27 protein-coding genes are annotated in these 23,590 nt (G+C 31.9%); 18 read left to right on the top strand and 9 right to left on the bottom strand.

Going from position 1 to position 23,590, the window contains the following annotated elements; translation table 11 throughout:
• Positions 1 to 4 precede the first annotated feature (4 nt).
• The 15 genes from mnmG (at position 5) to dapA (ending at position 13,800) form a co-directional block, all read left to right on the top strand.
• A complete protein-coding gene (gene mnmG / locus ACTCIM_RS01680; protein WP_472313490.1) occupies positions 5 to 1,888 on the top strand; it encodes a tRNA uridine-5-carboxymethylaminomethyl(34) synthesis enzyme MnmG in 1,884 nt (627 codons plus the stop codon).
• A complete protein-coding gene (locus ACTCIM_RS01675) occupies positions 1,889 to 2,668 on the top strand; it encodes an MlaE family ABC transporter permease (RefSeq protein WP_472313488.1) in 780 nt (259 codons plus the stop codon).
• Positions 2,665 to 3,165, top strand: a complete 501-nt coding sequence (locus ACTCIM_RS01670; RefSeq protein ID WP_472313486.1) for a hypothetical protein — start codon at positions 2,665 to 2,667, stop codon at positions 3,163 to 3,165. The genes ACTCIM_RS01675 and ACTCIM_RS01670 overlap by 4 nt, the downstream gene beginning before the upstream one ends.
• An 87-nt stretch (positions 3,166 to 3,252) precedes the next feature.
• Positions 3,253 to 4,155: an MlaD family protein gene (locus ACTCIM_RS01665; protein ID WP_472313483.1), complete on the top strand. Its 903-nt coding sequence runs from the start codon at positions 3,253 to 3,255 to the stop codon at positions 4,153 to 4,155.
• Complete coding sequence (locus ACTCIM_RS01660; protein WP_472313480.1) at positions 4,152 to 4,793, top strand: hypothetical protein; 642 nt, start codon at positions 4,152 to 4,154, stop codon at positions 4,791 to 4,793. Before ACTCIM_RS01665 ends, ACTCIM_RS01660 begins: the two co-directional genes overlap by 4 nt.
• Complete coding sequence (locus ACTCIM_RS01655; protein WP_472313478.1) at positions 4,780 to 5,826, top strand: PilZ domain-containing protein; 1,047 nt, start codon at positions 4,780 to 4,782, stop codon at positions 5,824 to 5,826. The genes ACTCIM_RS01660 and ACTCIM_RS01655 overlap by 14 nt, the downstream gene beginning before the upstream one ends.
• Positions 5,827 to 5,843: 17 nt before the next feature.
• Positions 5,844 to 6,665 (top strand): hemolysin family protein, encoded by an 822-nt coding sequence (locus ACTCIM_RS01650; protein WP_464279951.1) that lies wholly within the window; start codon positions 5,844 to 5,846, stop codon positions 6,663 to 6,665.
• Positions 6,625 to 8,166: an apolipoprotein N-acyltransferase gene (gene lnt / locus ACTCIM_RS01645; RefSeq protein WP_464279950.1), complete on the top strand. Its 1,542-nt coding sequence runs from the start codon at positions 6,625 to 6,627 to the stop codon at positions 8,164 to 8,166. The genes ACTCIM_RS01650 and lnt overlap by 41 nt, the downstream gene beginning before the upstream one ends.
• A protein-coding gene (gene prfB, locus ACTCIM_RS01640) for a peptide chain release factor 2 (RefSeq protein ID WP_472313475.1) occupies positions 8,159 to 9,272 on the top strand; the annotation gives its coding sequence in 2 pieces (ribosomal slippage) (positions 8,159 to 8,233 and positions 8,235 to 9,272; 1,113 coding nt in all). The genes lnt and prfB overlap by 8 nt, the downstream gene beginning before the upstream one ends.
• On the top strand, positions 9,265 to 10,077 hold the full coding sequence (locus ACTCIM_RS01635; RefSeq protein WP_464279949.1) for a GGDEF domain-containing protein: 813 nt from the start codon (positions 9,265 to 9,267) through the stop codon (positions 10,075 to 10,077). The genes prfB and ACTCIM_RS01635 overlap by 8 nt, the downstream gene beginning before the upstream one ends.
• A gap of 2 nt (positions 10,078 to 10,079) precedes the next feature.
• Positions 10,080 to 10,892: a MinD/ParA family protein gene (locus ACTCIM_RS01630; protein WP_464279948.1), complete on the top strand. Its 813-nt coding sequence runs from the start codon at positions 10,080 to 10,082 to the stop codon at positions 10,890 to 10,892.
• A gap of 56 nt (positions 10,893 to 10,948) precedes the next feature.
• A complete protein-coding gene (locus tag ACTCIM_RS01625; RefSeq protein WP_464279947.1) occupies positions 10,949 to 11,224 on the top strand; it encodes an HU family DNA-binding protein in 276 nt (91 codons plus the stop codon).
• A gap of 1 nt (position 11,225) precedes the next feature.
• Positions 11,226 to 12,083: a UshA-like (seleno)protein family 2 gene (locus ACTCIM_RS01620; protein WP_420705149.1), complete on the top strand. Its 858-nt coding sequence runs from the start codon at positions 11,226 to 11,228 to the stop codon at positions 12,081 to 12,083.
• Positions 12,080 to 12,907, top strand: a complete 828-nt coding sequence (dapF, locus tag ACTCIM_RS01615; RefSeq protein ID WP_029968968.1) for a diaminopimelate epimerase — start codon at positions 12,080 to 12,082, stop codon at positions 12,905 to 12,907. The genes ACTCIM_RS01620 and dapF overlap by 4 nt, the downstream gene beginning before the upstream one ends.
• A gap of 14 nt (positions 12,908 to 12,921) precedes the next feature.
• Complete coding sequence (gene dapA, locus ACTCIM_RS01610) at positions 12,922 to 13,800, top strand: 4-hydroxy-tetrahydrodipicolinate synthase (protein WP_029968970.1); 879 nt, start codon at positions 12,922 to 12,924, stop codon at positions 13,798 to 13,800.
• A 38-nt stretch (positions 13,801 to 13,838) separates the two neighbouring features.
• Here dapA and ACTCIM_RS01605 read toward each other — a convergent pair whose 3' ends face one another.
• From ACTCIM_RS01605 to ACTCIM_RS01570, 8 genes are all read right to left on the bottom strand, one after another.
• Positions 13,839 to 14,534 (bottom strand): MgtC/SapB family protein, encoded by a 696-nt coding sequence (locus tag ACTCIM_RS01605; protein WP_472313472.1) that lies wholly within the window; start codon positions 14,532 to 14,534, stop codon positions 13,839 to 13,841.
• On the bottom strand, positions 14,528 to 15,070 hold the full coding sequence (gene pyrR / locus ACTCIM_RS01600; protein ID WP_472313470.1) for a bifunctional pyr operon transcriptional regulator/uracil phosphoribosyltransferase PyrR: 543 nt from the start codon (positions 15,068 to 15,070) through the stop codon (positions 14,528 to 14,530). The genes ACTCIM_RS01605 and pyrR overlap by 7 nt, the downstream gene beginning before the upstream one ends.
• Before the next feature lie 37 nt (positions 15,071 to 15,107).
• Entirely contained in the window at positions 15,108 to 15,974 is an 867-nt protein-coding gene (locus ACTCIM_RS01595; protein WP_472313468.1) for a DMT family transporter, read from the bottom strand.
• Positions 15,967 to 16,974, bottom strand: a complete 1,008-nt coding sequence (locus ACTCIM_RS01590) for a metallophosphoesterase (RefSeq protein ID WP_472313466.1) — start codon at positions 16,972 to 16,974, stop codon at positions 15,967 to 15,969. Before ACTCIM_RS01590 ends, ACTCIM_RS01595 begins: the two co-directional genes overlap by 8 nt.
• 88 nt (positions 16,975 to 17,062) lie before the next feature.
• Entirely contained in the window at positions 17,063 to 17,866 is an 804-nt protein-coding gene (locus tag ACTCIM_RS01585) for an undecaprenyl-diphosphate phosphatase (protein WP_464279941.1), read from the bottom strand.
• Positions 17,867 to 17,870: 4 nt separating this feature from the next.
• Positions 17,871 to 18,650, bottom strand: coding sequence for an amino acid ABC transporter ATP-binding protein (locus ACTCIM_RS01580; protein WP_464279940.1), 780 nt, complete (start codon positions 18,648 to 18,650; stop codon positions 17,871 to 17,873).
• Positions 18,637 to 19,659 (bottom strand): ABC transporter permease subunit, encoded by a 1,023-nt coding sequence (locus ACTCIM_RS01575; protein WP_029969913.1) that lies wholly within the window; start codon positions 19,657 to 19,659, stop codon positions 18,637 to 18,639. The genes ACTCIM_RS01580 and ACTCIM_RS01575 overlap by 14 nt, the downstream gene beginning before the upstream one ends.
• Positions 19,653 to 20,447 (bottom strand): amino acid ABC transporter substrate-binding protein, encoded by a 795-nt coding sequence (locus ACTCIM_RS01570; RefSeq protein ID WP_472313463.1) that lies wholly within the window; start codon positions 20,445 to 20,447, stop codon positions 19,653 to 19,655. Before ACTCIM_RS01570 ends, ACTCIM_RS01575 begins: the two co-directional genes overlap by 7 nt.
• A 105-nt stretch (positions 20,448 to 20,552) precedes the next feature.
• Here ACTCIM_RS01570 and ACTCIM_RS01565 point away from each other — a divergent pair, with 105 nt between their 5' ends.
• From ACTCIM_RS01565 to ACTCIM_RS01555, 3 genes are read left to right on the top strand one after another with little or no spacing between them, the layout of a single operon-like run.
• A complete protein-coding gene (locus ACTCIM_RS01565) occupies positions 20,553 to 20,732 on the top strand; it encodes a hypothetical protein (protein WP_029969917.1) in 180 nt (59 codons plus the stop codon).
• The gene (locus tag ACTCIM_RS01560; protein ID WP_029969924.1) at positions 20,732 to 21,856 is read left to right on the top strand and encodes an LptF/LptG family permease; all 1,125 of its coding nucleotides are present in this window, start codon (positions 20,732 to 20,734) and stop codon (positions 21,854 to 21,856) included. Before ACTCIM_RS01565 ends, ACTCIM_RS01560 begins: the two co-directional genes overlap by 1 nt.
• Positions 21,853 to 22,923 carry an LptF/LptG family permease gene (locus ACTCIM_RS01555; RefSeq protein ID WP_472313461.1) on the top strand — a complete coding sequence of 357 codons (1,071 nt, stop codon included), beginning with the start codon at positions 21,853 to 21,855 and terminating at the stop codon, positions 22,921 to 22,923. The genes ACTCIM_RS01560 and ACTCIM_RS01555 overlap by 4 nt, the downstream gene beginning before the upstream one ends.
• On the opposite strand, the gene yihA is transcribed toward ACTCIM_RS01555, so the two are convergent.
• Positions 22,924 to 23,505, bottom strand: a complete 582-nt coding sequence (yihA, locus tag ACTCIM_RS01550; RefSeq protein WP_029969930.1) for a ribosome biogenesis GTP-binding protein YihA/YsxC — start codon at positions 23,503 to 23,505, stop codon at positions 22,924 to 22,926.
• Between the last annotated feature and the right edge of the window lie 85 nt (positions 23,506 to 23,590).

Raw genomic sequence — 23,590 nt, 5'->3', positions numbered from 1 at the left:
AAATATGTCTCCTTACAAAGAACCCTTTCCAGAAGTTTTTGACCTTATAGTAGTAGGTGGAGGTCATGCTGGATGTGAAGCAGCTATGGCTGCCAGTAAACTTGGGCTTAAGACCCTTTTGTTGACTTTAAATATTGACCGTATAGGTCATCTTTCCTGTAATCCTGCCATTGGTGGTTTGGCCAAGGGGCATATGGTAAGAGAAATTGATGCCCTGGGCGGCATGATGGGAATATGGGCAGATAAGGCTGCCATTCAGTTTCGTACTTTAAATACCAGGAAAGGACCTGCTGTTCGCTCCACTAGAACCCAAATTGATCGTAAAGTATATTTAAATGTGGTACAAAGGGATATCTTTTCCCAAAAAAATCTCTGGGTAAGAGAAGGGGTAGTGGAAGAGATTTTGGTTGAAGGAGATGAAGTAAGAGGAGTTCGCACTTTACTGGAAGAAACTATTTTGGCTAGAAATGTCCTTCTTACCACAGGAACCTTTTTACAGGGTCTTATTCATGTTGGACTTAAAAATTATTCAGGTGGGCGTTTTGGCGATCCTGCCAGTAAAGGTCTTTCCTTATCTCTGAAAAGGTTGGGAATTGAACTGGGACGATTAAAAACAGGAACTGTTCCCAGATTATTAAAAGATAGTATTGATTTTGAACAAATGGAGGTTCAGGAGGGGGATAAGGATATCAGGCCTTTTAGCTGTTTTTCTAAGGGGCCTTATTTACCCCAGCTTCCTTGCTACATTACCTATACCAACTTAAACACTCATGCAGTTATAAAAAAAGGGTTTGAGCGCTCTCCCCTTTTTCAGGGAATAATTAAAGGTGTAGGGGCTCGTTATTGTCCCTCTATAGAGGATAAGGTTGCCAGGTTTCCAGATAAAGAAAGGCATCAAATCTTTGTAGAGCCTGAAGGTTTGGATAGTCCTGAAGTTTATCCCAATGGTATTTCCACTAGCCTGCCTTTGGATATCCAAAAGGAGATGTTAAAGACCATTCCTGGACTGGAACGGGCTGTAATTGTGAGACCTGGTTATGGGATAGAATATGATTTTGTCTATCCCACTCAGTTAAAGCCCACTTTAGAAAGCAAAAAGGTTAGAGGACTTTTTTGTGCGGGTCAGATTAATGGAACTTCTGGCTATGAAGAAGCTGCCGCTCAAGGACTTTGGGCTGCCTTAAATGTCTTTTGTAAGTTAGAAAAATTAGAACCTTTTGTTTTAGAGCGCAGTCAGGCCTATATGGCTGTTTTAATAGATGATTTAGTTACCAAAGGTACTGAGGAGCCTTATCGAATGTTTACTTCCAGGGCTGAACATAGACTTCTTTTAAGAGAAGATAATGCAGACCAGCGCTTAACTCCTGTTGGCCGTAAGCTGGGATTGGTGGGAGATGAACAGTGGCAACTATACACAGATAAAATAAGTAAGTTAGAAGAATTAAAGGATGGATTGTTTGCTATAGAAATAAGACCGGATAAGACCACTTGTTTACAGTTAGAAGAGATTGGTGCTTCTTTACCCAAAAAAAAGGTAAGCCTGGCACACATTTTAAGGCAACCTCAGATAGAGATAGAAGATTTAAAAATTTTCTGGCCAAAAATTATGGATTTTGCTAAAGATATTCGCAAGGAAGTGGAAATTTTAGTTAAATACGAAGGCTACCTGCAAAGACAAGAGGAATTGGTGCGTTCTTTTAAAAATTTAGAAAAGATAAAATTGCCAGAAGGTCTAGACTATACCCAGGTTCCAGGACTTTCTAGAGAAGTAATGGAAAAATTAGATAAAATTAGACCTATAAATTTAGGGCAAGCAAGTCGGATCTCGGGGGTGACTCCAGCAGCTTTACAATGTTTGGAAATTTATTTAAAAAAGATATCAAAATAAATGTTTAACAGATTTATTCTTTTTTTAGGTAGAGTATTCTTAAATAAATTTTTTACCTATTTTCACGCCTTAAACATTCTATTTTCTATATTTACTTCTATTTTTAATTTTAAAATTTTTAATAAAGCTATTTTTAGAGTTTTTATCAGACAAATTTACTTTACTGCTGTGCAGAGTATTTTCCCGATGTTTGTTTCTGCTCTTATTCTCGGGGGGATAGTTGTAAATTATATTTTAAAAATACTTATAAATTTAAATAGCTATGATAGGATAGGTGAATTTATAGTAATTTCTGTTTTTTATGAACTTGCTCCTATTGTTGTGTCCTTGATTATCTTAATAAGGTCTTCAACAGCTGTAATATCTGAGATTTCTTTAATGAAACTTAATGGAGAACTGGATTCTTTAGCTATTTTGGGTATACCTATAAAGGAGTATATTTATTTGCCACGAGTCTTAGCTTTTTTGATTAGCTTTCCTTTTTTGAATTTTTTTTTCATATTTGTCAGTTTAATTGGTGGATATTTAATGTTAGGCTTTTTATATGGTATAAATTATGAAAATTATATAAATTTAATAATAGATTATCTCAGCTTAAAAGACTTTGTTATTGTTTTTTCTAAATCGATTTTATTGAGTTTTTTATTGTCTTTAGTTTCTATACAAAAAGGTATTACTGTAAAGTCTTCAATTACTGAAGTACCAATAAATTTAATAGATGGTATGATGTCTATTTTATTAGGAATTATTATTATAGATATTTTATTTAATTTGCTATGATTAATGAATTATATAGATTATTAAAGAATAAAAAAAATACTTTAATAGTGTTACAGGATGAGAAAAAAGAGGATATAGTTAGTAACTTTTTTTCCTTAAGTGGTGGTAGTGTTGGGGTTGTTAGTGCTAAATTTCCTTTGCTTTCTAATCTGGAAATAGTTGAAAATATTTTTTTGCCTTTGATGTATAAGAGAAATCTTTCTTTAAGGCAGTGTTGTGAAAAATTTTATCCTTGGCTTAAAGAGCTTGATCTGGAAAAAATAATGTGGTTAAGGAAGGAAAAACTTGGTTCAGAAGAAATTTTTCGAGCCATGTTTTTAAGGGCTCTTTGTACGGAATCTGAGGTTGTTTTTTTTCAATATCCCCAAGTATCAGAGATAGAACTGGTGATAAAATTTTTAAAAAAACTTAACATAAGTAGATTTTTATGGATTTTGGTTACAGCAAAAGAGGCTCCAAAGTTTTATAAATTTAACTTTGAACAGGTAGAGTTGTAGATGTTTTTCGACAAAAAGATGAAGGAATACGAATATAAAGTTGGTTTCTTTTTATTTTTGTTTTTGATATTTTTGGTTGCTTTTCTGGTGTATTTTGGCATTAAAAAAGATATTTTTTCTAAAAGAGTTACTTATTATGTTATCAGTAAGTCAGGAGATAGTATAGAAAGAGGGATGCCTATTAAATTATCTGGATTTAAAATTGGAGAAGTAGATAAATTGTTTCTGGACAATATCGATTATGTTAAAATAAAAATTAAGGTTTTAGATCGCTACAAGAAGTGGTTTAGAGAGGATACAAAAATTATTTTAGATCAAGAAGGATTAATAGGTAATCCTTATTTAAAGATTATTCCTGGAAGTGAAAATAGTCCTATTGTTCCTCCCGGGTCGGTAGTAAAATTAACAAAAGTTGCTGGGCTTAAGGAACTTTTAATAGAAGCTCAACCTGTAGTAGAAGATTTAAAAGTGATTGTAGCTAATATTAGAAAAATAACAGATCAATTTTTAGATAAAAAAGGGAGCATGCAAAGAACTATTACTAATCTAGAACAACTTACAGATAAGATGTTACAAAATAGAGGTTTATTATACTATTTAACAGAAGATAAAAAACCTGTAGAAAAAATTGATAAATTACTTACTCATACCGATGAGCTCACTCTAAATTTAACCAGATTTATAACTAATGCTACTTCTCGTATTGAAGATTTAGAACCTATAGAAAAAGAATTTTTAAATATTACCAAGGATGTTAAGGGATTTGTCAATGATCTCAGGTCCATGAAGAAAGATATAGATCCAATTCTAAAAAATATTCAAGATGTAAGCAAGGAGTTAAAAAAAGCTACCCAGGATGTATATTTATTAAAGATGGAAGCGGAATATACTTTAAAGGTGGGTAATGATCTTTTAGAAAATCTTAAAGACAAATGGCCTTTTAAAGAACCTGAAAAATCTTCAAAAACTTTGGAAGTACCAAATCCATGAGAAAATTTATTATTTTTACTTTAAGTATTTTTTTACTTTCCTGTTCCTTGGGGAGCAAAAAAGACCCTTATCTGATTAAACCGGGAATTGATCTGGGTTATGACTACCAAGCTAAGTTTATTAAACATTTTTTAAAAGGAGAAAAGTGTAAAGCTAAATATTACTTTTATAAATCTAATAATATTTTTGCTAGATTTGATAAACTGGATGAGATTGGAAATAATTATTTTAATTTATACAAGTTAGAAAAATATTTGGGAAAAGAAATTAATTACTTGTATACTAAAGCCGTAGAGTTTAATCCTTTTATTCAAAATAAGTCTGAAAAGGATGCTTTATATTCTAAATTGTTGCATCAGAAAGATACTAGTTCTTTACTCAATTTACTAAAAAAAGAAAAAAATCCTCTTTATCGTTCTGTTTATGCGAGAAAGGCTATTACTGTTGCAGAGAATAAGAAGGTGAAGAAAAATTTTCTCAACCTGGCTTTTGCTGTGGATAAGCAATACGGTTGGGTATTGTTTTTGATCGAAGATTGGAAGTTAGCCAAGCACATACTTGATACTCCTGAAGCTGATTTACATATTAAAGTGCTTACCAGCGCGCTAGAGCATTGTGAGTTTGATGACAATTTATAGTTTATCCAATAATTTTATCTTAAGTCAGCTCAGAAAGTCTTTTGCAGCTACGGGTGTTAGTGAAGAACTAATCCAATATATTTACTACTTTTTTTTATTTTTTCTATTCATAATACCTATCTTAATTTTAGTTCATTTTACTGTTAATTATTTTCTAAAGAAGAGAGAAAATGACTATGGCTCTGTTTTTGATAAAGATATTTTAAAGGATGTATTTAATATGGCTCTTTTACAACGGAGCCGTTTTGATGTTCGAGTTGGAAAAACAAAGTCAACTTTTTATTGTACATTAATTGACTTTGATAATGATTATTTATACTTAGAGTTACCTAGTTATTTAAAAATAAGTAATATTTGGTTTAAAAGAAAAATAAAGTGTTTTTTTAAAATAGGAAAAGATAAGCTTTCTTCTATATATTATAACTTTTCAACTCAAGTAGAAGATTTTTATTTAGATAGAGGAGTGTATATTCTTAAAGTTAAGTTCCCCTTTAAATTAGATTTAGGACAGAAAAGAAAATTTTTACGAATATCTTTACCTTCTAAATATATCAAAGAAATCAAAATTTGGACAGCTAAGTTAGATAGGTACTCTGGATTTTCTAAAGATCCGCTTACCTGGTCTAAGCCTATTGGGATTTATAATGAAAAGGAGAAAGGGCTTTTATTGAAAGATATTTCTAGTGGTGGAGTTAAACTTGGTATTAGAAAGGATCTGATACATAATACTGTTGATTTTAAGCGAGAAAATGAATATCTCTTTTTTTATTTAAAAATAAATTATCCTAAGGAGTTAAAGAACGATTTTTTTTATTTTATTTGTAGACTGAAAAACTATTATCCAGAAGGAAAGGAAGAATACTATTATTGGGGGTTACAATTTGTGGCAGTGGGCAATTTAATTTGGGATAAAGAGCAGCAAAAGAATATTTTAAACTGGAAAGATTTGGATATTAATCGAGGCAGTGAAGATTTAGGTAATTGGCTTTTTAAAACTTATTTAGAGATTTATAGGGAAAAGGGATTAATTTAACTGGATAGGAGGATAAATTGGAAGACTCTGGTGAGATTAAATTTTGGGATTGGATAAAAAATTTTTTCTCATCTAAAGATAATTCTTCTCTGCAAGAACTTTTAAGTGAAGCAAGAGAAAATGGTATTTTAAAGAATGATGAATATCAGATGCTCTTGAATGTGTTAAAACTTGCAGAGATTCAAGTAGATGAAATTATGGTTCCTAGAACTGATATGGTTTGCGCAGATGTTGAAAGTGATATAGATGATGTTGTTAAATTAATAATAGAAAAAGGACATTCTAGGATTCCTGTCTTTAAAGATAATAAAGATCAAATTATAGGTATAATTCACGCTAAAGACTTATTAAAATGTTATTATTTAGATGATGAGGATAAAAAATTACAATCTATAATGCGTAAACCTTACTTTGTCCCTGAAACTAAGAAAGTAAGAGAATTATTATTGGAGCTTAAATCCAAAAAAATTCATATGGCAATTGTTTTGGATGAATATGGAGGTACTTCTGGTTTAGTTACTATGGAAGACATTTTAGAAGAAATTGTAGGTGAAATAGAAGATGAGTATGATCGTCCTCGTCCAAAAGAGATTGTCACCCTGGAGGATGGTGGTTATCTTCTCTCAGGAAGAGTGTATTTGGAAGAGATTGAGGAAGAGTTGGGGATAAAGTTAGTTTCTGAACAAGTAGATACATTAAGTGGGTATTTATGTGAAAAATTAGGTAGGGTTCCCCAAAAGGGAGAAGAGGTGGTGGAAGAAAATTTTAAAATGATTATTGAAGAAGCAGATTTAAAACATGTTCACTGGGTTAAACTTTATTTTTTACCCGAAAAATAAATTGGACTGGCTATTGCTTTTTAAATTGACAGTCCTTTTTTCTATCCTGTTTTACTTTGCCTATCCTAATAATTATTTTAACTTTCCTCCTTTTATAATTTTATTTTTTTTGTTTTTAAATTATTACGCCTTAAAAAAAAAAATATGTAATAAAGAAATATACTTATCTTTAGCTTTTGCTTATTCTACTTTATTATACTGGATATATTATCCTTGTTATGTTTATGGTAATATCCCTTTTTTAATTTCTTTAATTTTTCCTTTTTTTCTTGGTTTATACTTAGCCTTATATCCTTTCTTTTACTTTTTATTCTTAAAATTTTTTTTTAAAGAAATAAATATTTTGTTTTTAAGTCTAATAGCTCCCTTATTCTGGATGTCTTTAGAAATAATAAGGGAGTTTTTATTTTCTGGGTTTTCTTGGCCAGAATTAGCTTTATGCTTTTCTCCTTATCCTTTTTTTATTCAAATAATAAAATATACAGGAAGTAAAGGCATATCTTTTTTAATTATATTTTTATCTATTTTGTCTTTAAGTGATAAAATATATCATAAATTTATAGCTTGTTTATGTTTTTTAGCTTTTATTTTTGTAAATTTTTACTTGTTTAATTTGCCAAATAATTTTAAAAACACAAAATATATAAAAATGGTCCAAGGAAATATAGAACAAGATAAAAAATGGGATAAAAAATATCAATTAGAAACAATTGATAAATATGTTAAGCTGTCAAGAGATGATGATTTAAGAAAAATTGATTTAATTGTCTGGCCAGAAACAGCTTTACCCTTTTATTTGCAAGAAGTAAATGAGTTATCATCCAGGGTAAAGAGTTTTGTTAAACAAGAAAATGTGTTTTTAGTTGTAGGTGCTCCAGGGTATAGATTTGTAGATCTAAAAAAATACTATTTATATAACAGAGCTTATCTTTTATCCCCTAAGGGAACTATTTTGGATTATTATGAAAAACAAAAGCTTGTACCCTTTGGAGAGTACTTGCCCTTTACTTTTTTATCATCCTGGTTTAGTTTTTTTTATGACGGTGTGGGAGACTTTGCACCAGGAGAAAGAACAGCTCCTCTTGTTTTTCAAAATTCCCAAGTGGGTATTTTAATTTGTTATGAGATTATTTTTTCTTCTCTTGTAGAAGAAAGGATTGGAAAGGGAGCTGAAGTTATTGTTAATATTTCTAATGATGCCTGGTTTGGTAATACTTCTGGACCTTATCAACATCTTTATTTAAGTGTTTTAAGAGCTGTTGAACAAAACAGGGCTGTAGTTAGGTGTACTAATAGTGGCATAAGTGCTTTTATTTCTCCAAAAGGAAAAATAACTAAAAAGATTGGGCTTTTTACCAGTGGAGCTATTTCAGAAAAAGTCCCTTTTATAAAAGAAAAGACTTTTTTTAATAAATATTTTTACTACTTTTATAATTTACCTTTTGTTATTTTAATTGTTTTCTTTTGTTTATTTTTTGGGAGGAGAAGGTTTAATGCTTGATTTAAATGAAATAAAAACAAAATCTGCTGATATTATTGCTAGATTAAATAATTTATGGAGGCGTCTTTGAGTTAGAAAAAAAAGAGGAAGAACTTGCATCTATAGAAAAAAAACTAAGCTCTCCTTCTATTTGGGAGGAGCACGAAACGCTTACTCCTATTTTAAAGCAAAAGAGAAGTTTGGAGAATTTGGTTCATAAGTGCAGGGATATTCAGAATAAAAAAGAAGATGTTTTAGTCTGGATAGAGTTATTTGAAGAAGAAGGGGTTTCAGAAGAAAACTTTAAGGAAATTGAAGAGCAGTTAAATTCGCTAAAAGCAGAATTAGACCTATTAGAAATGGAATTGCTCTTGGCAGAAGAGGAAGATAAGTCTTCTGCCATTTTAGAAATTCATCCAGGAGCAGGAGGAATAGACGCCCAGGATTGGGCAGGTATGCTCCTTAGAATGTATCTTCGGTGGGCAGAAAGACATTCCTTTCAAGTGGAGTACTTAGATTATTTAGGCAGTGATGAAGCTGGAATCAAAAGTGTTACCTTACTAATTAAAGGTCTTTATAGTTATGGTTTTTTAAAGGGAGAAAAAGGTACGCATCGCTTAATCAGAATTTCTCCTTTTGACTCTTCTGGAAGGAGGCATACTTCTTTTGCTTCTGTAGATGTTTATCCGCAAGAAAGTGAGGAGATAGAGATAGACCTTAGAGAAGAGGATTTAGAAATAGAAGCTTTCAGGGCTGGTGGGCCTGGAGGACAACATGTGAATAAAACCAGTTCAGCAATTAGAGTTGTACACAAACCTACAGGTATTGTAGTTCAATGTCAGAATGAAAGGTCTCAATTTAAAAATAAAGAAATTGCTTTAAAAATATTAAAGGCAAAGCTTTTACAGTTGGAGCTGGATAAGAAAAGAGAAAAAAAACAAGTAGAGTATAATTCTAAGGGCCAAATATCTTTCGGGAATCAAATTAGAACCTATACTTTACATCCTTATAAACTGGTAAAAGACCATAGGACAGGATATGAACATACAAATGTTGAAGATGTTTTAGATGGTAACTTAGATAATTTTATAAAAGAATATTTAATTCATTTTAATATAAATGCATAAAGAATATTTAGATAAATTATATCAAGAAATTTATTCTCTGGAGAAGAGAATAATAAGAGAAGATAATTTAAACTCAGATAAGTATCTAGTTTATACTTTATTGGATAAAATAGAGGAAGTAGATAGCCTGTTAAAAAATTCCAATTTTAATAAATATAATTGGAAGTACTTGAAGTTAACAAAAAATAAATATAGTTTATCTCTAAGTATTTTTGAATTAATACAATCTTTATCTAAATCTAGAGATACTGATTATCTTACTACTCTTTATAATCGTTTGTTTTTTGAGAAAACTTTGAGTAGAGAATTGGATGATGCAATAAAATTTTCACTTCCTTTATCTTTACTTTTATTTGATATTGATAAATTTAAATTAATTAATGATAATTATGGGCATGATGTAGGAGATATAGCGTTAAAAGAAGTGGCTTTAGCTTTAAAGGAAAGTATAAGGTCAAATGATTATGCTTGTAGAATTGGTGGGGAAGAATTTGCTATTATTTTAAAAGGAAGTGGATATAAGCAAACAAGTATTATAGCTAAAAGAGTTTTAGATAATATTAGAGCTAAAAAAATATGTGTAAATGATAGATATATAAATATAACCTTGTCCTGTGGAGGAGCAGTTTATTTAGGAAGAGGTAAAGTCACTAAAGAAGAATTATTTAAAATTGCAGATAATAATTTATATAAGTCAAAAAGAGAAGGTAAAGATAGATTTTACATTTCTGTTTGGATTAAAAAACAAGAGTTGTCTTCTACTTTAGTTGGGGAAGAAGAAAAAAATTTTCTATATAAGAGCTAGTTATGAGTAAAAATATAGGGATTTCAATATTAAGTGGAAAAGGTGGCGTAGGTAAAACCAATATTGCCTTAAATTTAGGCTATGTTTTGCAAAGTTTGGAGCAAAAGGTAGTGATTTTGGATTGTGACCTGGGATTGGCTAACTTAAATATTCTTTTGGGATTAGAGCCAAGAAAAAATATTCAGGATGTACTGCTGGGAGATTCTAAACCAGAAGAAATTTTAATTCCTGTAGAAGAAAGGTTGGATATCATTGCTTCTACCTCTGGTGTTTTGGATATTTTGGATCTGGAAGAAGATATTCAGTTTATGGTAGAAGAAAAATTGCAACCCTTACTTAGTACCTATGATTTTATTCTCTTAGATTTGGGAGCAGGAATAGGTGCTAGTACTTTGGCTTTTGCTTCTTCTACTCCTTTACGTATAATAGTGATTACGCCTGAGCCCACTTCCCTTACGGATAGTTATGCTGTCATTAAAATCTTGAAAAATAATTATGGACTTAAAAATTTTTTCATCGTGGTAAATTCGGTCAATTCTGAGCAAGAGGCTAAACTATCTTTTCAGCGTTTAAATACTGCTTGTGAAAATTTTTTGGGTGTGTCTTTATTTTATCTTGGGTGTATTCATTATGATGAAAAGGTAAGTAAAGCTATTAGAGAGCAAAAACCTTTTCAAAAGCTTTACCCTGATAGCCAGGCTGCTTTAGATATTTTAAAGATAGGGAAAAAACTCCTGCGTCTAATAGAAAGTAGCAATTCCATAAAAAGAGGTTTAAGCCTGGTAGAAGGTCTAAATAAAAGAAAAGAGACTTGATTTTATTTTCACTTTTAGGTTAGAAAGGGTAATAATTTTCAAAAAGGAGAGAGTGGATGAATAAAAGTGATCTTATTCAAAAGCTGGCAGAGGAAAAAGATCTGTCTCCTGAAGAAGCCAGTGATATCGTTAATATTTTTTTTAACTCTATGAAAGAAGCCCTTAAAGAAGGACGGAGAGTAGAAATTAGGGGGTTTGGTAGTTTTAAAATTAAGGAGTACGAAGGTTATGTAGGAAGAAACCCCAAGACAGGAGAAAAAGTAGAAGTAAAACCTAAAAAACTTCCCTTTTTTAAAGTAGGAAAGGACTTAAAAGACTATTTAAATAGCTAAGATGCTTACCTGCTTTAAAAAGGGGGTTTTTTTCCTATTTTTTTTAATTTTATTTTTGGGAGGAGAGAAAAATCTTTTTTCTTCTTCTCTAACTATTTATTATACGGCCAATAGTTATGGAGAAATAAAACCCTGTCCTTCCTGAGGAGGAAGAAGTTTTGGCGGTCTGGCCAGGAGAAAAACCTTTTTCAAGCAAATTGCAAAAGAAAATAGCCTTTTTTTGTTTGGTCCTTTTGAATTTATAGATCCTCTAGATTCTTCTAACAGCAATCTTAATCACCTTGTAAATATTTATTCTAAGTTTCAGTATAACTTTGGAGTATTAAGTAAAAAAGAAAAACAGCTGTTTTTAGCTAAAGGAATAAGCATACCTTCTTTTTGGAAAACTGTGGATAATGAGATAGATTTTTATCTTTTAGATAATAAATTGGTAATCTTAGTTTTACCTTTTATTGAAGGTAAAAAAGATTTAGCTTACTTCTCTGAACAAGTAGAACAGGTTGTAAAGAAAATTGTAAATAAATATCCTTTTTTGCCACTAATAGCTATTTCTTCTTGGGGTGAATATTGGGAAGATTATTATTTACAATATTATAAACCTAATATCCCTGTTTTTTTGGGTAGTGGGCCAGGACGAGCTATAGAAGGTAAAGTAGTAAACCAAGGGCGCACCCTGTGGGTTCGTCCTTATTCAAAGGGTAAGGCTGTATTCCAAATTGATATTACTGATTACAAAAAATATAAACAACAAAATAAGTGGCTTTACAAGGAGAATTTTTTTTGGAAAACTCACTGGCTAGGAAATAAAATTTATCCTGATCCTGAAGTAAGCAATTTTATTGAAAAGGAGTTTAGATGATAGAAGAAAATCTTGTCTTTTATAAGATGCACGGAAGTGGCAATGATTTTGTTTTATTTGATTTGCGCCAGGTAAAAGTGGCAGAGCAGGAGATGGAAGCATGGGCTAAAAAACTTTGTGCTCGAGGGTTTGGGATAGGAGCGGACGGTCTTATTTTTTTAGAACCAGAAGAGGACTCTGGGGCCAGTTATAAATGGCACTTTTTTAATGCTGATGGCTCCAGAGCAGAGATGTGCGGCAATGGTTCTAGGTGTGCAGCCTGGCTGGCAGTAAAGTTAGGTTTAGCTCCCAAAGAACATATATTTTTAACTGACGCAGGTTTAATTAAAGCCCAGGTAATTGGTGAAGATGAAGTTAAGGTCCAGTTGACTCCGCCTAAGGATTTACAATTAAATATTCTCTTAGATTTAGAAAATAAAAATTTGGAAGTTCATTTTGTAAATACTGGAGTGCCGCACTGTGTAGTTTTTAGAGAAGATGTGCAAACTACCGAAGTAGCTAATTTGGGACGTACAATTCGTTTTCATTCTCATTTCCAACCTGCAGGTACTAATGTAAACTTTGCCCAGGTAGTGGATAGAAAAAAGATTTTACTTAGAACTTATGAAAGGGGCGTGGAAGCTGAAACTTATGCCTGTGGGACTGGAGCAGCAGCTACAGCTTATGTGGCTTTTAACCTGGGTTTGGTGGATTCTACAGTGGAATTAACTACCAGTGGTCAGGAAAAGTTGATCATTTCTATAGAAGGGGAAAATTTATTTTTACAGGGAAAGGCAGTTTTGGTTTATAAAGGGTATTTAAATAAGCAAATTTTGACTAGCTAAATAAGGAGGAAATAATGAATATTCAAGGAGCAATTACTGCACTGGTTACTCCCTTTAAAAATGGTCAAATAGATGAAGAGGCTTATAGGAAACATATTGAATGGCAAATAGAAGAAGGTATAGATGGAGTAGTTCCCTGCGGTACTACAGGAGAATCTGCTACCCTTAGCCATGAAGAGCATAAACGAGTTATTAAAATTTGTGTAGAGCAAGTGAAAGGTAGAGTACCTGTTATTGCTGGAGCTGGATCAAACTCCACTAAAGAGGCTATTGAACTTACTCAATTTGCCAAAAGTGCAGGCGCTGATGCCGTATTACTTATCACACCTTATTACAACAAGCCAACTCCTGATGGTTTAGTTGCTCACTATAAAACCATTGCTAGGGAAGTGTCTATTCCGATAATAGTTTATAATGTACCTTCTAGAACTGGATTAAATGTGACTCCAGAGTTAGCTAAAAGATTATATACAGAAGTCGATGCAGTAATTGGGATTAAAGAAGCCAGTGGTAATTTGAGACAGGTAGCTGAGATTTACGAGCTTTGTGGAAAGGATTTTATTCTTTTGTCAGGAGATGATTTTACCATATTACCTTTACTTTCTGTTGGTGGAAGAGGAGTTATTTCTGTTATTTCCAATATTGTGCCCAAACTGACTCATGAACTTTGTACTGAGTTTTTTAAGGGTAACTTAGAAAAAGCAAAAGAGATTCAGATTAATCTTTTATCTATTGCTAGAGCCATGTTTATGGAAACCAATCCCATACCAGTAAAAACAGCCTTGAGTTTGATGGGACGAATTAATTTAGAATTACGTTTACCTCTAGTGGAAATGCAAACTCCAAATAAAGAAAAGCTTACTCAGATATTAAAAGCAAAAGGGTTGATTTAAGGCCAGAATATAAGGCCTTCTATTAAAGAAGGCCTTTATTAGCGTACAGTTACCCCTTCAGTCCAGGAGATATAAGTTAAAGAAGGAATGCTTAAGAGTTCGTCTATTAGATTTTTGGGTTTTATTTTTTTATGGGATGAGATAAATATTTTATAATTCATTATATTTTTATCTTTTAAATAAGAATAGTTGATAAATTCTACTTCAAAAGGGTAATTTTCTAATATTTCCTTGATAAGCTCAAAGCTTTCGTAACGGCAATTACATTGAATTTTTAATAAGGCAGAATATCTTTTGGGAATAGTTTTTCTAATTTGTCTTAAAAAATATAAGACAAAGAGACTTAAAAGGGTAGTTATGGTTGCTGGTAAGTAAAAACCTGCTCCTATGCTTAGGCCAATGGCAGTTACCAGCCACAACCCTGCAGCAGTGGTTAGGCCTTTAATGATATTTTTTCCTTTAATAATTGCTCCACCACCTAAGAAACCCATACTAGCTATGGTATAAGAAGCAATTCTACCTGGATCCATACGAATTACAGAATTGACATTTAAATGAGAAAAAATAGTAGGTAGTTCTAAAGACAGATTCATTAATAAACAAGAACCAATACAGACTAAAATATTAGTTCTAAAGCCTGCTTGCTCTCCTCTGTACTCTCTTTCAAATCCAATTAAACCTCCATAGATAAAGGAGAGCAATAATTCTATAACCCAATTATAGGTGTTTAACATTGTTTTTCCTCTAAAATTACTAAGTCTTTACCATCTTGTTCTTTAGTTAATACAGATACAGTTTCTTTCAAAGAGGTATTAATGGTTTTTCCTACAAAATCAGCATGAATAGGCAGCTCTCGATGTCCTCGATCAATAAGTACTAGTAATTTTATTTTGTTTGGCCTGCCAAAATCCAGCAAAGCTTCTAAAGCAGATCTTACTGTTCTACCAGTAAAAAGTACATCATCGACTAAGATTACTTCCCGTTGTTCCAAACTTACTGGAATGTTACTGGCATTAACAAAGGGCGCTGCTTCTAAGCGAGTCCAGTCATCTCTATAAAGATTTATATCCAAGGAGCCTAAGGGAATAGAAATTTTTGTCTTTTCCTGTAAAATTTCTTTTATTCTCCTGGCAATGTCTACTCCTCTTCTCTGGATGCCAATAATGACTATATTATGAATATTTTCCACTTTTTCCAAAACTTCATAAGCCAAACGTTCTATTATTTTGGTTATTTCTTTGTCTGTTAAGATGATTTTGGGTGTGGACATAATTTTTCCCCTAGATTAAATTTTTATTTAATATATTTTATCTTTTTAAGTTAGTCAAAAAGATGCCTGTTATCACCAGAATTGCTCCTAGATAAGTACTGGAAGATAGAGTTTCATTTAAGAAAATATAGGCTAAAAGAAGGGAAAATACCGGGACCAAGTTGATAAATATGCCGGCTCTAAAAACACCTATTTTCTTTATTCCCTGATAATACCAGACAAAACCCAACCCAGTGCCCAAAACAGCCAGGTAAAGTAGGCTAAAACCTTGTTTTAAAGTAAGAAATTTTATATTTTGGAGCAACTGTTTTTGCCAGGCAAAGGGAAAAAGTAAAATTGTCCCTATCAAAGAAGCATAACTGGTTAAGATAAGTGGCTCATGTTTTTTTAGAGTGTTTTTACCAATCAAGGAGTAAGCTGTCCAACTTAAGACACAGAGCAAAATCAATATTTCTCCTGTACCTATTTTAAAATAAAGCAGGTCTTTTATCTCTCCTTTGCTTAAAACTAAAATTTCCCCTATGAAAGTGATAACTATCCCTAAGATATTTTTAAGGAAGACTTTTTCTTTAAAGAAAAAATAAGAAAAAATGGTAATTAAAGCTGGAGTTAGGCCAATAATAAGGGCAGCTCTTCCTGCTTCAATGTATTTTAAACCGTTAAAAAAGAATATATTATACAAAAATATGCCTGTTAGACCCAAAAAAAATACTTCTAGCCAGGTGGAAAGTGAGAAATGGGGTTTTCTTTTAGGTAAAATTAAAAATAAAAAGGTAGTAGCTAAAAAAAATCTAAAAAAAGCAGATAAATAGGGGTCTAGGTTTTGGCCTAAATATCTGCCCGCAATAAAGGTGCCTCCCCAAAAAAGGGTGGTTAAAATTAATTTTAAATAGGTACTAAGCATTGCCAGGAGTTAGGTTGATGATAACCACTTCTGCAGGTGAAAAAATTTTTAAGGGTGGGCCCCAGGTCCCTAAACCACTGCTTACAATCAAATTAGAGGCGTTTTGTTGGTAATGGCCATAGATATAAGGATATACCAGTTTTACCAGATGGTAAAAAGGATAAATTTGTCCTTTATGGGTATGTCCTGCCAACTGAAGATCCAGTTTATGTTTAGCGCTAAATTCTTTAAAATACCATGGTCTATGAGTAAGTAGAATATTGTATTTTTGAGGATTAACCAGAGGAAGGATTTTTTTTAGATTCCTAAAAAAATCCATTTTTGCTCCTGCACTGTGCCCTGCAGGATCATCTACACCTAACAAATTAATATCCTCTAACTTATAATTGCTATTAAGAAGAACTTTTACCTTATATTTTTTGAGAATTTCCATGCTTTTTTCAAAACCAACATAGTGTTCATGATTTCCCATTATTGCTATAATTGGAGCTTTACAATTGGAGGTAAATGCAGCCAATTTTTTTTCAGCTATACTTAGGTGATCATTAAATATGTCTCCACCTAAAATTACTAAGTCTGGATTAATTTTATTTATGTTTTTATTTATAAATTCAAGTATATTATAAGAAGGAATAATCCCTAAATGAACATCAGAGATAAAGACAAGTTTATAATTTTTTCTTAATTTATTGGAAGTAAAGTCGTATTTAGTATATACTACCTTTTGAGCGTTTAGATATCCTAAAAAAGTAATAGAGAGACTAAAAAATATAACTGTATAGCTTAGATATTTTTTTATTTTCTTGTTTTTTAAAACATAAATTGTGAAGAGTAAGATTATCGAAGACAAAAATAAATAAAATATAAATCCCAGCCAGAGATAAGAAAGTAGCCAAAAAAGATGTTTAAGCTGGGGGGTTAATTTATTTTCTATTATCTTGGTGATAAAAGGTAAGGATATTAGCAGGGTTATAATAAATGTAGATATCTTTTTTTTCAAAAAAGTTAAGTTACGAGATAATATTAAAAATGGTGTTAAATTTAAAGCGGAGTAAATTAAAGTAAAAATAATTATAAATTTTAACATATTAAATATAGTAAAATAAAACTATTAAGGCTAAAATAATTCTATAAATAGCAAAAGGCTTTAGGGTTATTTTGCCTAAAAGGTAAATAAAGGTTTTAATAGCTACAAGGGCAGAGAAAAAAGAGATGATAAAACCCAGGCCAAGAATTGTTAGGTCTTGAGGATTGAAAAGTTGAAAATTTTTTAAAAGGTCATAGCCTGTAGCTGCAAACATAATGGGCACTGCTGCCAGAAAAGAGTATTTAGCTGCTAACTTACGTTCTAAGCCCAGGAGCATTCCGCCAATAATGGTAGCAGCTGAACGAGAAAAACCTGGCCAAAGGGCCAGACATTGAAATAGACCAATGCCCAGAGCTAATTTAGGGTTAATTTGATCTAGTTTAAAATAGGTAGTATTGTTTTGTTTTTTGTTTTCTACCACGAGAATAAAAATGGCTCCAACTAAAAGAGATAAAGAGACAGTAAAGGGAGTAAAAAGGTACTTCTTTATATAAGAGTGGGTTAATAACCCTAAAATACTGGCTGGAAGAGTAGTTAAAAAGAGAAGATATATTCCTCTAATGCCTTTAAACTCTTTTTTGTTGGGAGTGAAGTCAAAAAAAAGATTTAAAAAAAAGTCCTTATATAAAACTACCACAGCTAAAATAGCTCCAAGCTGGATAACTATATCAAAGGTATTGGCCTTTTCTCCTGTAAATTGAAGTAAATGCCCACTTAAAATCAAGTGCCCAGTGGATGAAATGGGTAGAAACTCGGTTAAACCTTCAACTATACCTAAAATAGTAGCTTGCAAATAAGGATTCATCTTTTTAATCCAGTATTTTTTGTAAAAAACTTTTTATTCGAGGATTTTCTAAAGAAGAGGAAAAAAACTCTTTGGACTTGGCTTCCAGTAAAAAACGACCATGTTCCATAAAAATAACTCTATCTGCCATTTCTCTGGCAAACCCCATCTGGTGGGTGACTATAATCATGGTCATGCCTTCTTGGGCTAGTTTTTTTATGGCTTCAAAGACTTCTCCTACCAGTTCTGGATCCAGGGCAGAAGTAGGTTCGTCAAAAAGCATTAATTTGGGTTTCATAGCCAGGGCCCTGGCTATGGCTACTCTTTGCTTTTGACCACCTGAAAGACAGGCTGGATAGACATTTTTTTTATCTAGAAGACCCACTTTTTTAAGCATATCCAAAGCAATGCTTTTTGCTTCCTGTTTGTTTTTTTTCAAAACTGTTCTAGGTCCTTCCATAACATTTTCTATAACTGTCAAATGAGGGAAGAGGTGAAAATGTTGAAAAACCATGCCTATCTCAGAGCGTAGGGCACATATTTTTTTAGGCTTATCTAAAACTCTTTTATTTCTTTTAAAAACATAGCCTACTTCTTTACCTTCAAAGAAAATTTGACCTTCATCTATTTTTTCTAAAAAATTTATGGTTCTCAGTAGAGTTGATTTCCCAGAGCCAGAAGGTCCAATAATTGCTACCTTTTCTCCTTTATGGACCTTTAGATTAACTTTATCTATAGCAACAACTTCTCCAAAACGTTTGGTTATGTTTTTTAACTCTACTAATACCTGATTATCTTTGTTCATAAGCTCCAACTTTGCGCTCTATTTTTTCAAAAGTAAGGGTAAATACAGTTGTTAATAAGAGATAAATGATTCCTGCCAAGATTAATACAGTGACATCAAAGTAAGTATTAAAAAGCTGATCTGCTGAACGCATTAGTTCTACCATGGCAATGGTGGAAACCAAAGCTGTATCTTTAATAAGAGCTATAAATTCATTACCAATAGGTGGCATGATGCGTTTATAGGTTTGAGGAATAATTATTCTCCGCATGGCCTGTCCATAGGTCATCCCCAGGGCTTTTGCTGCTTCCATCTGGCCTGCATCTATACTTTGAATACCTGCTCTAATAATTTCTGCTAGATAGGCAGAATAATTTAGGCCTAAGCCCCAAAAAGCTGCAGTTAGAGGTTTTAAGGTAATACCTAGGGCAGGCAGGCCGTAGTAAATAAAAAAGAGTTGTAAGAGTAAAGGAGTACCCCTGAACATCCAGATAATAAACCAGCAAAAAAGAGAAAGGGGTAAGAAACGGCTTATTCTACCTAGAGCAATAACCAGCCCCCCCAAAGGAGAGACCAACATGGTAAAAAGAACCAGAGTAAGCGTCATAACAGTGCCTTTTAACAAGGCAGGAAGATACTTTTTGCTGTTATCTAAAAAGCGTTGAAAAAAGCTTTTTTCTTCATTTTTTATGGCTTTTAGTAAATTTTGTGCTTCCAGGTTTTGAGGATAGTACCTAAGGATTTGTTCACATTGTTTTTTGGCTAATGTAAATTCGTGTTCATTAAAATAGAGTTTGGCTAAAATAAGTCTGGCCCTTAGAAAATCTAAGTCTTCATCTGTAAGGGGAGGTTTTACCTGGAGAAAGTACTGTTTGGCTTGCTCTAGATTTCCCAAGCTTAGTTCTTGCTCTCCTAATTTTAGATAATTGGTTTCTGCTCTAAGAGAGCTAACCAGGCTTAAAAACACTAAGACCAGAAGGAAAATCCTTCTGGTCTTTTTTAAAATTGAAAAACTAATGTTGTTTACCATTTTGCTGGATTAGTGATGTCTTCGCCAAACCATTTTTTGGAAATTTTAGCCATGGTACCATCAGCAACCATTTTATCAATTTCCTTTTGAATTACTTCCAGGAGTTTTTTATCTTCCTTTCTAAATGCAACCCCAAAGGGTTCTTTAGTGATAAACCCAGGTAAAATTCTATATTTACCAGGTCTTACAGAAATATAATAGCGTCCAGAAACATTATCCACTACCATAGCGTCCAGGCGTCCTGCATCTAAATCTAAAAAGGCCTTGGGGTTATTGTCATATTCACGCACTTCTTTGGGTTGAACAGGAAGTTTTTTAACTGCCTCTAAGGCAGAAGAACCCTTTTGAACTCCAATAACTTTTCCTTTGAGGTCATTGAAACTTTTTATATTTTTTTCATTTAAGCGTACAACCACTACCTGCCCGTCCATGATGTAGGGCTTGGTAAAGTTAACTTTTTGAGCCCTTTCCTTGGTGATAGTCATGCCATTCCAGATACAATCGAATTTTTTGGCATAAAGAGAGTGAATAACTCCGTCCCAGGCAGTGGGTTGCCACTTGATTTTTATTCCCAATCTTTTTCCTACTTCTTCTGCTGCTTCAATATCAAAACCAGTGAGTGTACCATCAGCCTGACGAAAACCCATGGGAGGAAAAGCATCATCCAATCCTATTACCAGTTCTCCTTTGCTTTTTACTCGCTCCCAAGAGTTATCTTCGGCAAAACAAGTGGAGATAATTGAAAAAAAAGCCATCAGAAATAAAATACTTGCCATTAAACGTTTCACTTACTAACCTCCTTTTTTGGGTTGAATTTTAACGGTATTAACCTTAGTAAAGGCCTATCTTTATTCTAAGCTCAAAAAACTTGCAAGAACAAATAGGAGTAAAAAATGAGTACTATCATGGATCAAAAGAGGGTAGAGCAAGCCATAAGATGGATTGATGGTGAACTACAGGAGAAAAAAGATTTAACTAAACTTTTAGAAGAGGTGGGGATGCGTTTTAATTTGAGTCCCCAAGAAATGGAATTTGTCTTGAGATTTTTTAAGGAAGAAAAGAATAATAAATAATGCGTATTTTAAATCGTTATCTGGCCAGAGAAATTTTTGTTGTTTTTTTTATTTGTCTTTTTTCTTTTCTCATTTTTATTTTAATAGGAAGGTTACTTCATTTTAAAGAGCTATTTTTAGGACAAAATGTACAGATAAAAGATATTGCCCTGGCATTTTTTTATTTATCTCCTTCCTTTTTAATTATTCTTATCCCCATATCCTGCATGCTAAGTATATTTTTAGTTTTTTTAAGGATGACTTCAGATAGAGAGATGATTGCTTTACGTTCTTGCTCTTTGAACTATACAAATTTTACTTACTTTCCTTTTTTATTTTCTGTAATCTGCTTTTTTATATCTTTATACATGGCAATAGTTTTATTGCCTAAAGGTATAGACAATTTTAGAGAAAAGTGTATAGAAATTATACAGTCAAAGACAGAATTCTCACTGAGGCCAGGCATATTTTCTTCATCTTTCCCTGGTATAGTTATTTATCCAAAAAGTGTAGATTTAAAAACAAAAATTATGCAAGGAATCTTTATTGAAGAAAATAGAAAAGAGCAAAATAGAGTGATTGTGGCTGATAAAGGATATATTTATTATGATAAAGATAATAATCGTATGGTTTTTGAATTGTTAGATGGAAATATTTATATCTTTTCCAATAAGAATAGTAATATCCTCAACTATAAAAGATACGATGTAATTCTGGATCTAAAAAATATTTTGGGTGGGTTTAAATTAGAAGATAAGAAGCCTAAAGAGATGTATTTAAGTGAGTTAAAAGAAGTTATTAATTCTGATTCAGAATTAAGTAGAATTGCCAAAATGGAGCTTAGTAGGAGATTGGCTTTACCGTTTTCCTGTTTGATTTTGTCCTTTTTTGTGCTTCCTCTTTCTTTAAGTCTTTCTGGTATGAAACAACAATATGGAATAATTATTTGTTTACTTTCCTTTTTAATTTATTATTCTCTTTATTCTCTATTTTATTCCCTTGGAGAAACAGGAAAAATGTCTCCTTATATTTCTATGTGGATGCCTAACTTGATTTTTTTAGTTCTCGGTGGAATTAACTTTTATTTGCTTAGTAAAGAAGTAACTCTTTATGGAGTTATTAAAAATAAGTTGTTAAAAAGATGAGAACACTATCTAAATATTTACTAAGAGAACTTGGGTTTATTTTTTTAAATATATCTTTATCTGGGATATTGGTATATTTGTTGTTTGACTTTTTAGATAGAGTAGACGAGTTTATATCTTCTAAAGTTTCTTTAACAACTATTTTACTCTATTTTATTTTTAAAATACCTATGATTTTATCTCAAATAATGCCAGGTATATTTTTTATTTCTATAATTATATTATTTTCTATTTTATATAGTAGAAATGAGATTATAGCGATATTGTCTGGTGGTATTTATTTTAGAAGATTAATTTTTTTTATGTTGTCTATTTCTGTATTTATTTCTTTTTTACACTTTGCAGTTATTCAAGAAGCTGGTAGTTATGGTATGTTTAAATCAGCTGAAATGTGGAAAAAATATGTGAGAAATAAGGAACTTATTAAAAATGATATTTATAATAAATGGCTTATAGATAAAGATAAGGTTATCCATTTTGAAAGGTTTAACTTATCTACTAATAAAGGAACCTCTATAAAAGTGTATGAGGTTGATTTTTCCAGTAATAAGATATTAAGATACATTACTGGAGATAGCTTTGTCTATAATAAAGAAAGGATAATAATTGATAAGGCCTGGATATTTGCTCCCCATTCCTTTTCTAAAGAACAGGTGAAGCAAGTAAATTTAAAGGCTCAAATAGACTTTAAATCCTTAGCTACACTTAGTTCGGACTTACCTCAAGAGGCCCTTTCTTTTACTCAGCTTACAAAGATTATAGAGGTATTTAGGAAAAATGGTATTAGTGTGGAAGAATTACTTGCTACCTGGTATGGTAAGTATGCTTATTCTTTTTCTATTATTATTTTAAGTATATTGGGAGTAATAATCGTCTACTATTTAAAAAATGTATATAAATCTCTCTTGTTGGGACTGGGACTTATATTTTCTTATTATGCTCTGTTTGTTATTGGAAGTACTTTAGCTAAAAAGGGTATTCTTTTTCCTTTTTTGGGTGGATGGTTAGCCAATATAATTTTTATGTTTTTAATTTTACCCTATTTATTTAAAATACTCAAAGAATAGCTACTTGGCTTTGTTAACTATAGCCTGCCAGAGTTTGTTTTTACCTTTTCCCGTCTTACTGGAAAACAGGATTATATCTTGGGCAGACTTATTTAACAGGACTTGCCAATTCTTCAGGCTTGCACTAATTTCTTTTTGTTTGCATTTATCTACCTTGGTAAGTACCGGTATTAGAGGTATCTGGTTGTTTTCCAGGAAAGAAATAAGCTCTAGGTCTAAACTTTGAGGTTTAAGCCGGGAATCAAGAAGCACGGCCATTGCCTTTAAATAGGCGTTATTGCTCAAATAAGAATTGATTAGTTGCGCCCATTTTTCTCTTTCTTGCTTGGAGCACTTGGCATAACCGTATCCAGGAAGGTCAACTAAATAAAAGTTGTCTGGTTCAACCAGATAAAAATTGAGACTTCTAGTTTTACCAGGAGAAGAGCTGATTTTAGCTAATTTTTTTTGTCCTGCCAGGCAATTTAATAAAGATGACTTGCCTACATTGGATCTTCCTGCTATGGCTACCTGCGAAATAGGTGGTATTGTAAGCTGTTCTAAGGTGTAAATAGTTTTTTCTAATTTTAATGTTCTTTTCATCATAAAATCTCTAGAAATTTTTTTTTAAAATGTGTATAAAAACATTTAACAGTTTTAAGGTTTAGATTTAAATCCCAAAAGGAGT

The organism is Desulfonauticus sp. (genome assembly GCF_055126295.1).
The sequence above is the reverse complement of the archived record's forward strand: the minus strand, read 5'-3'. Positions and strand labels throughout refer to the sequence as shown.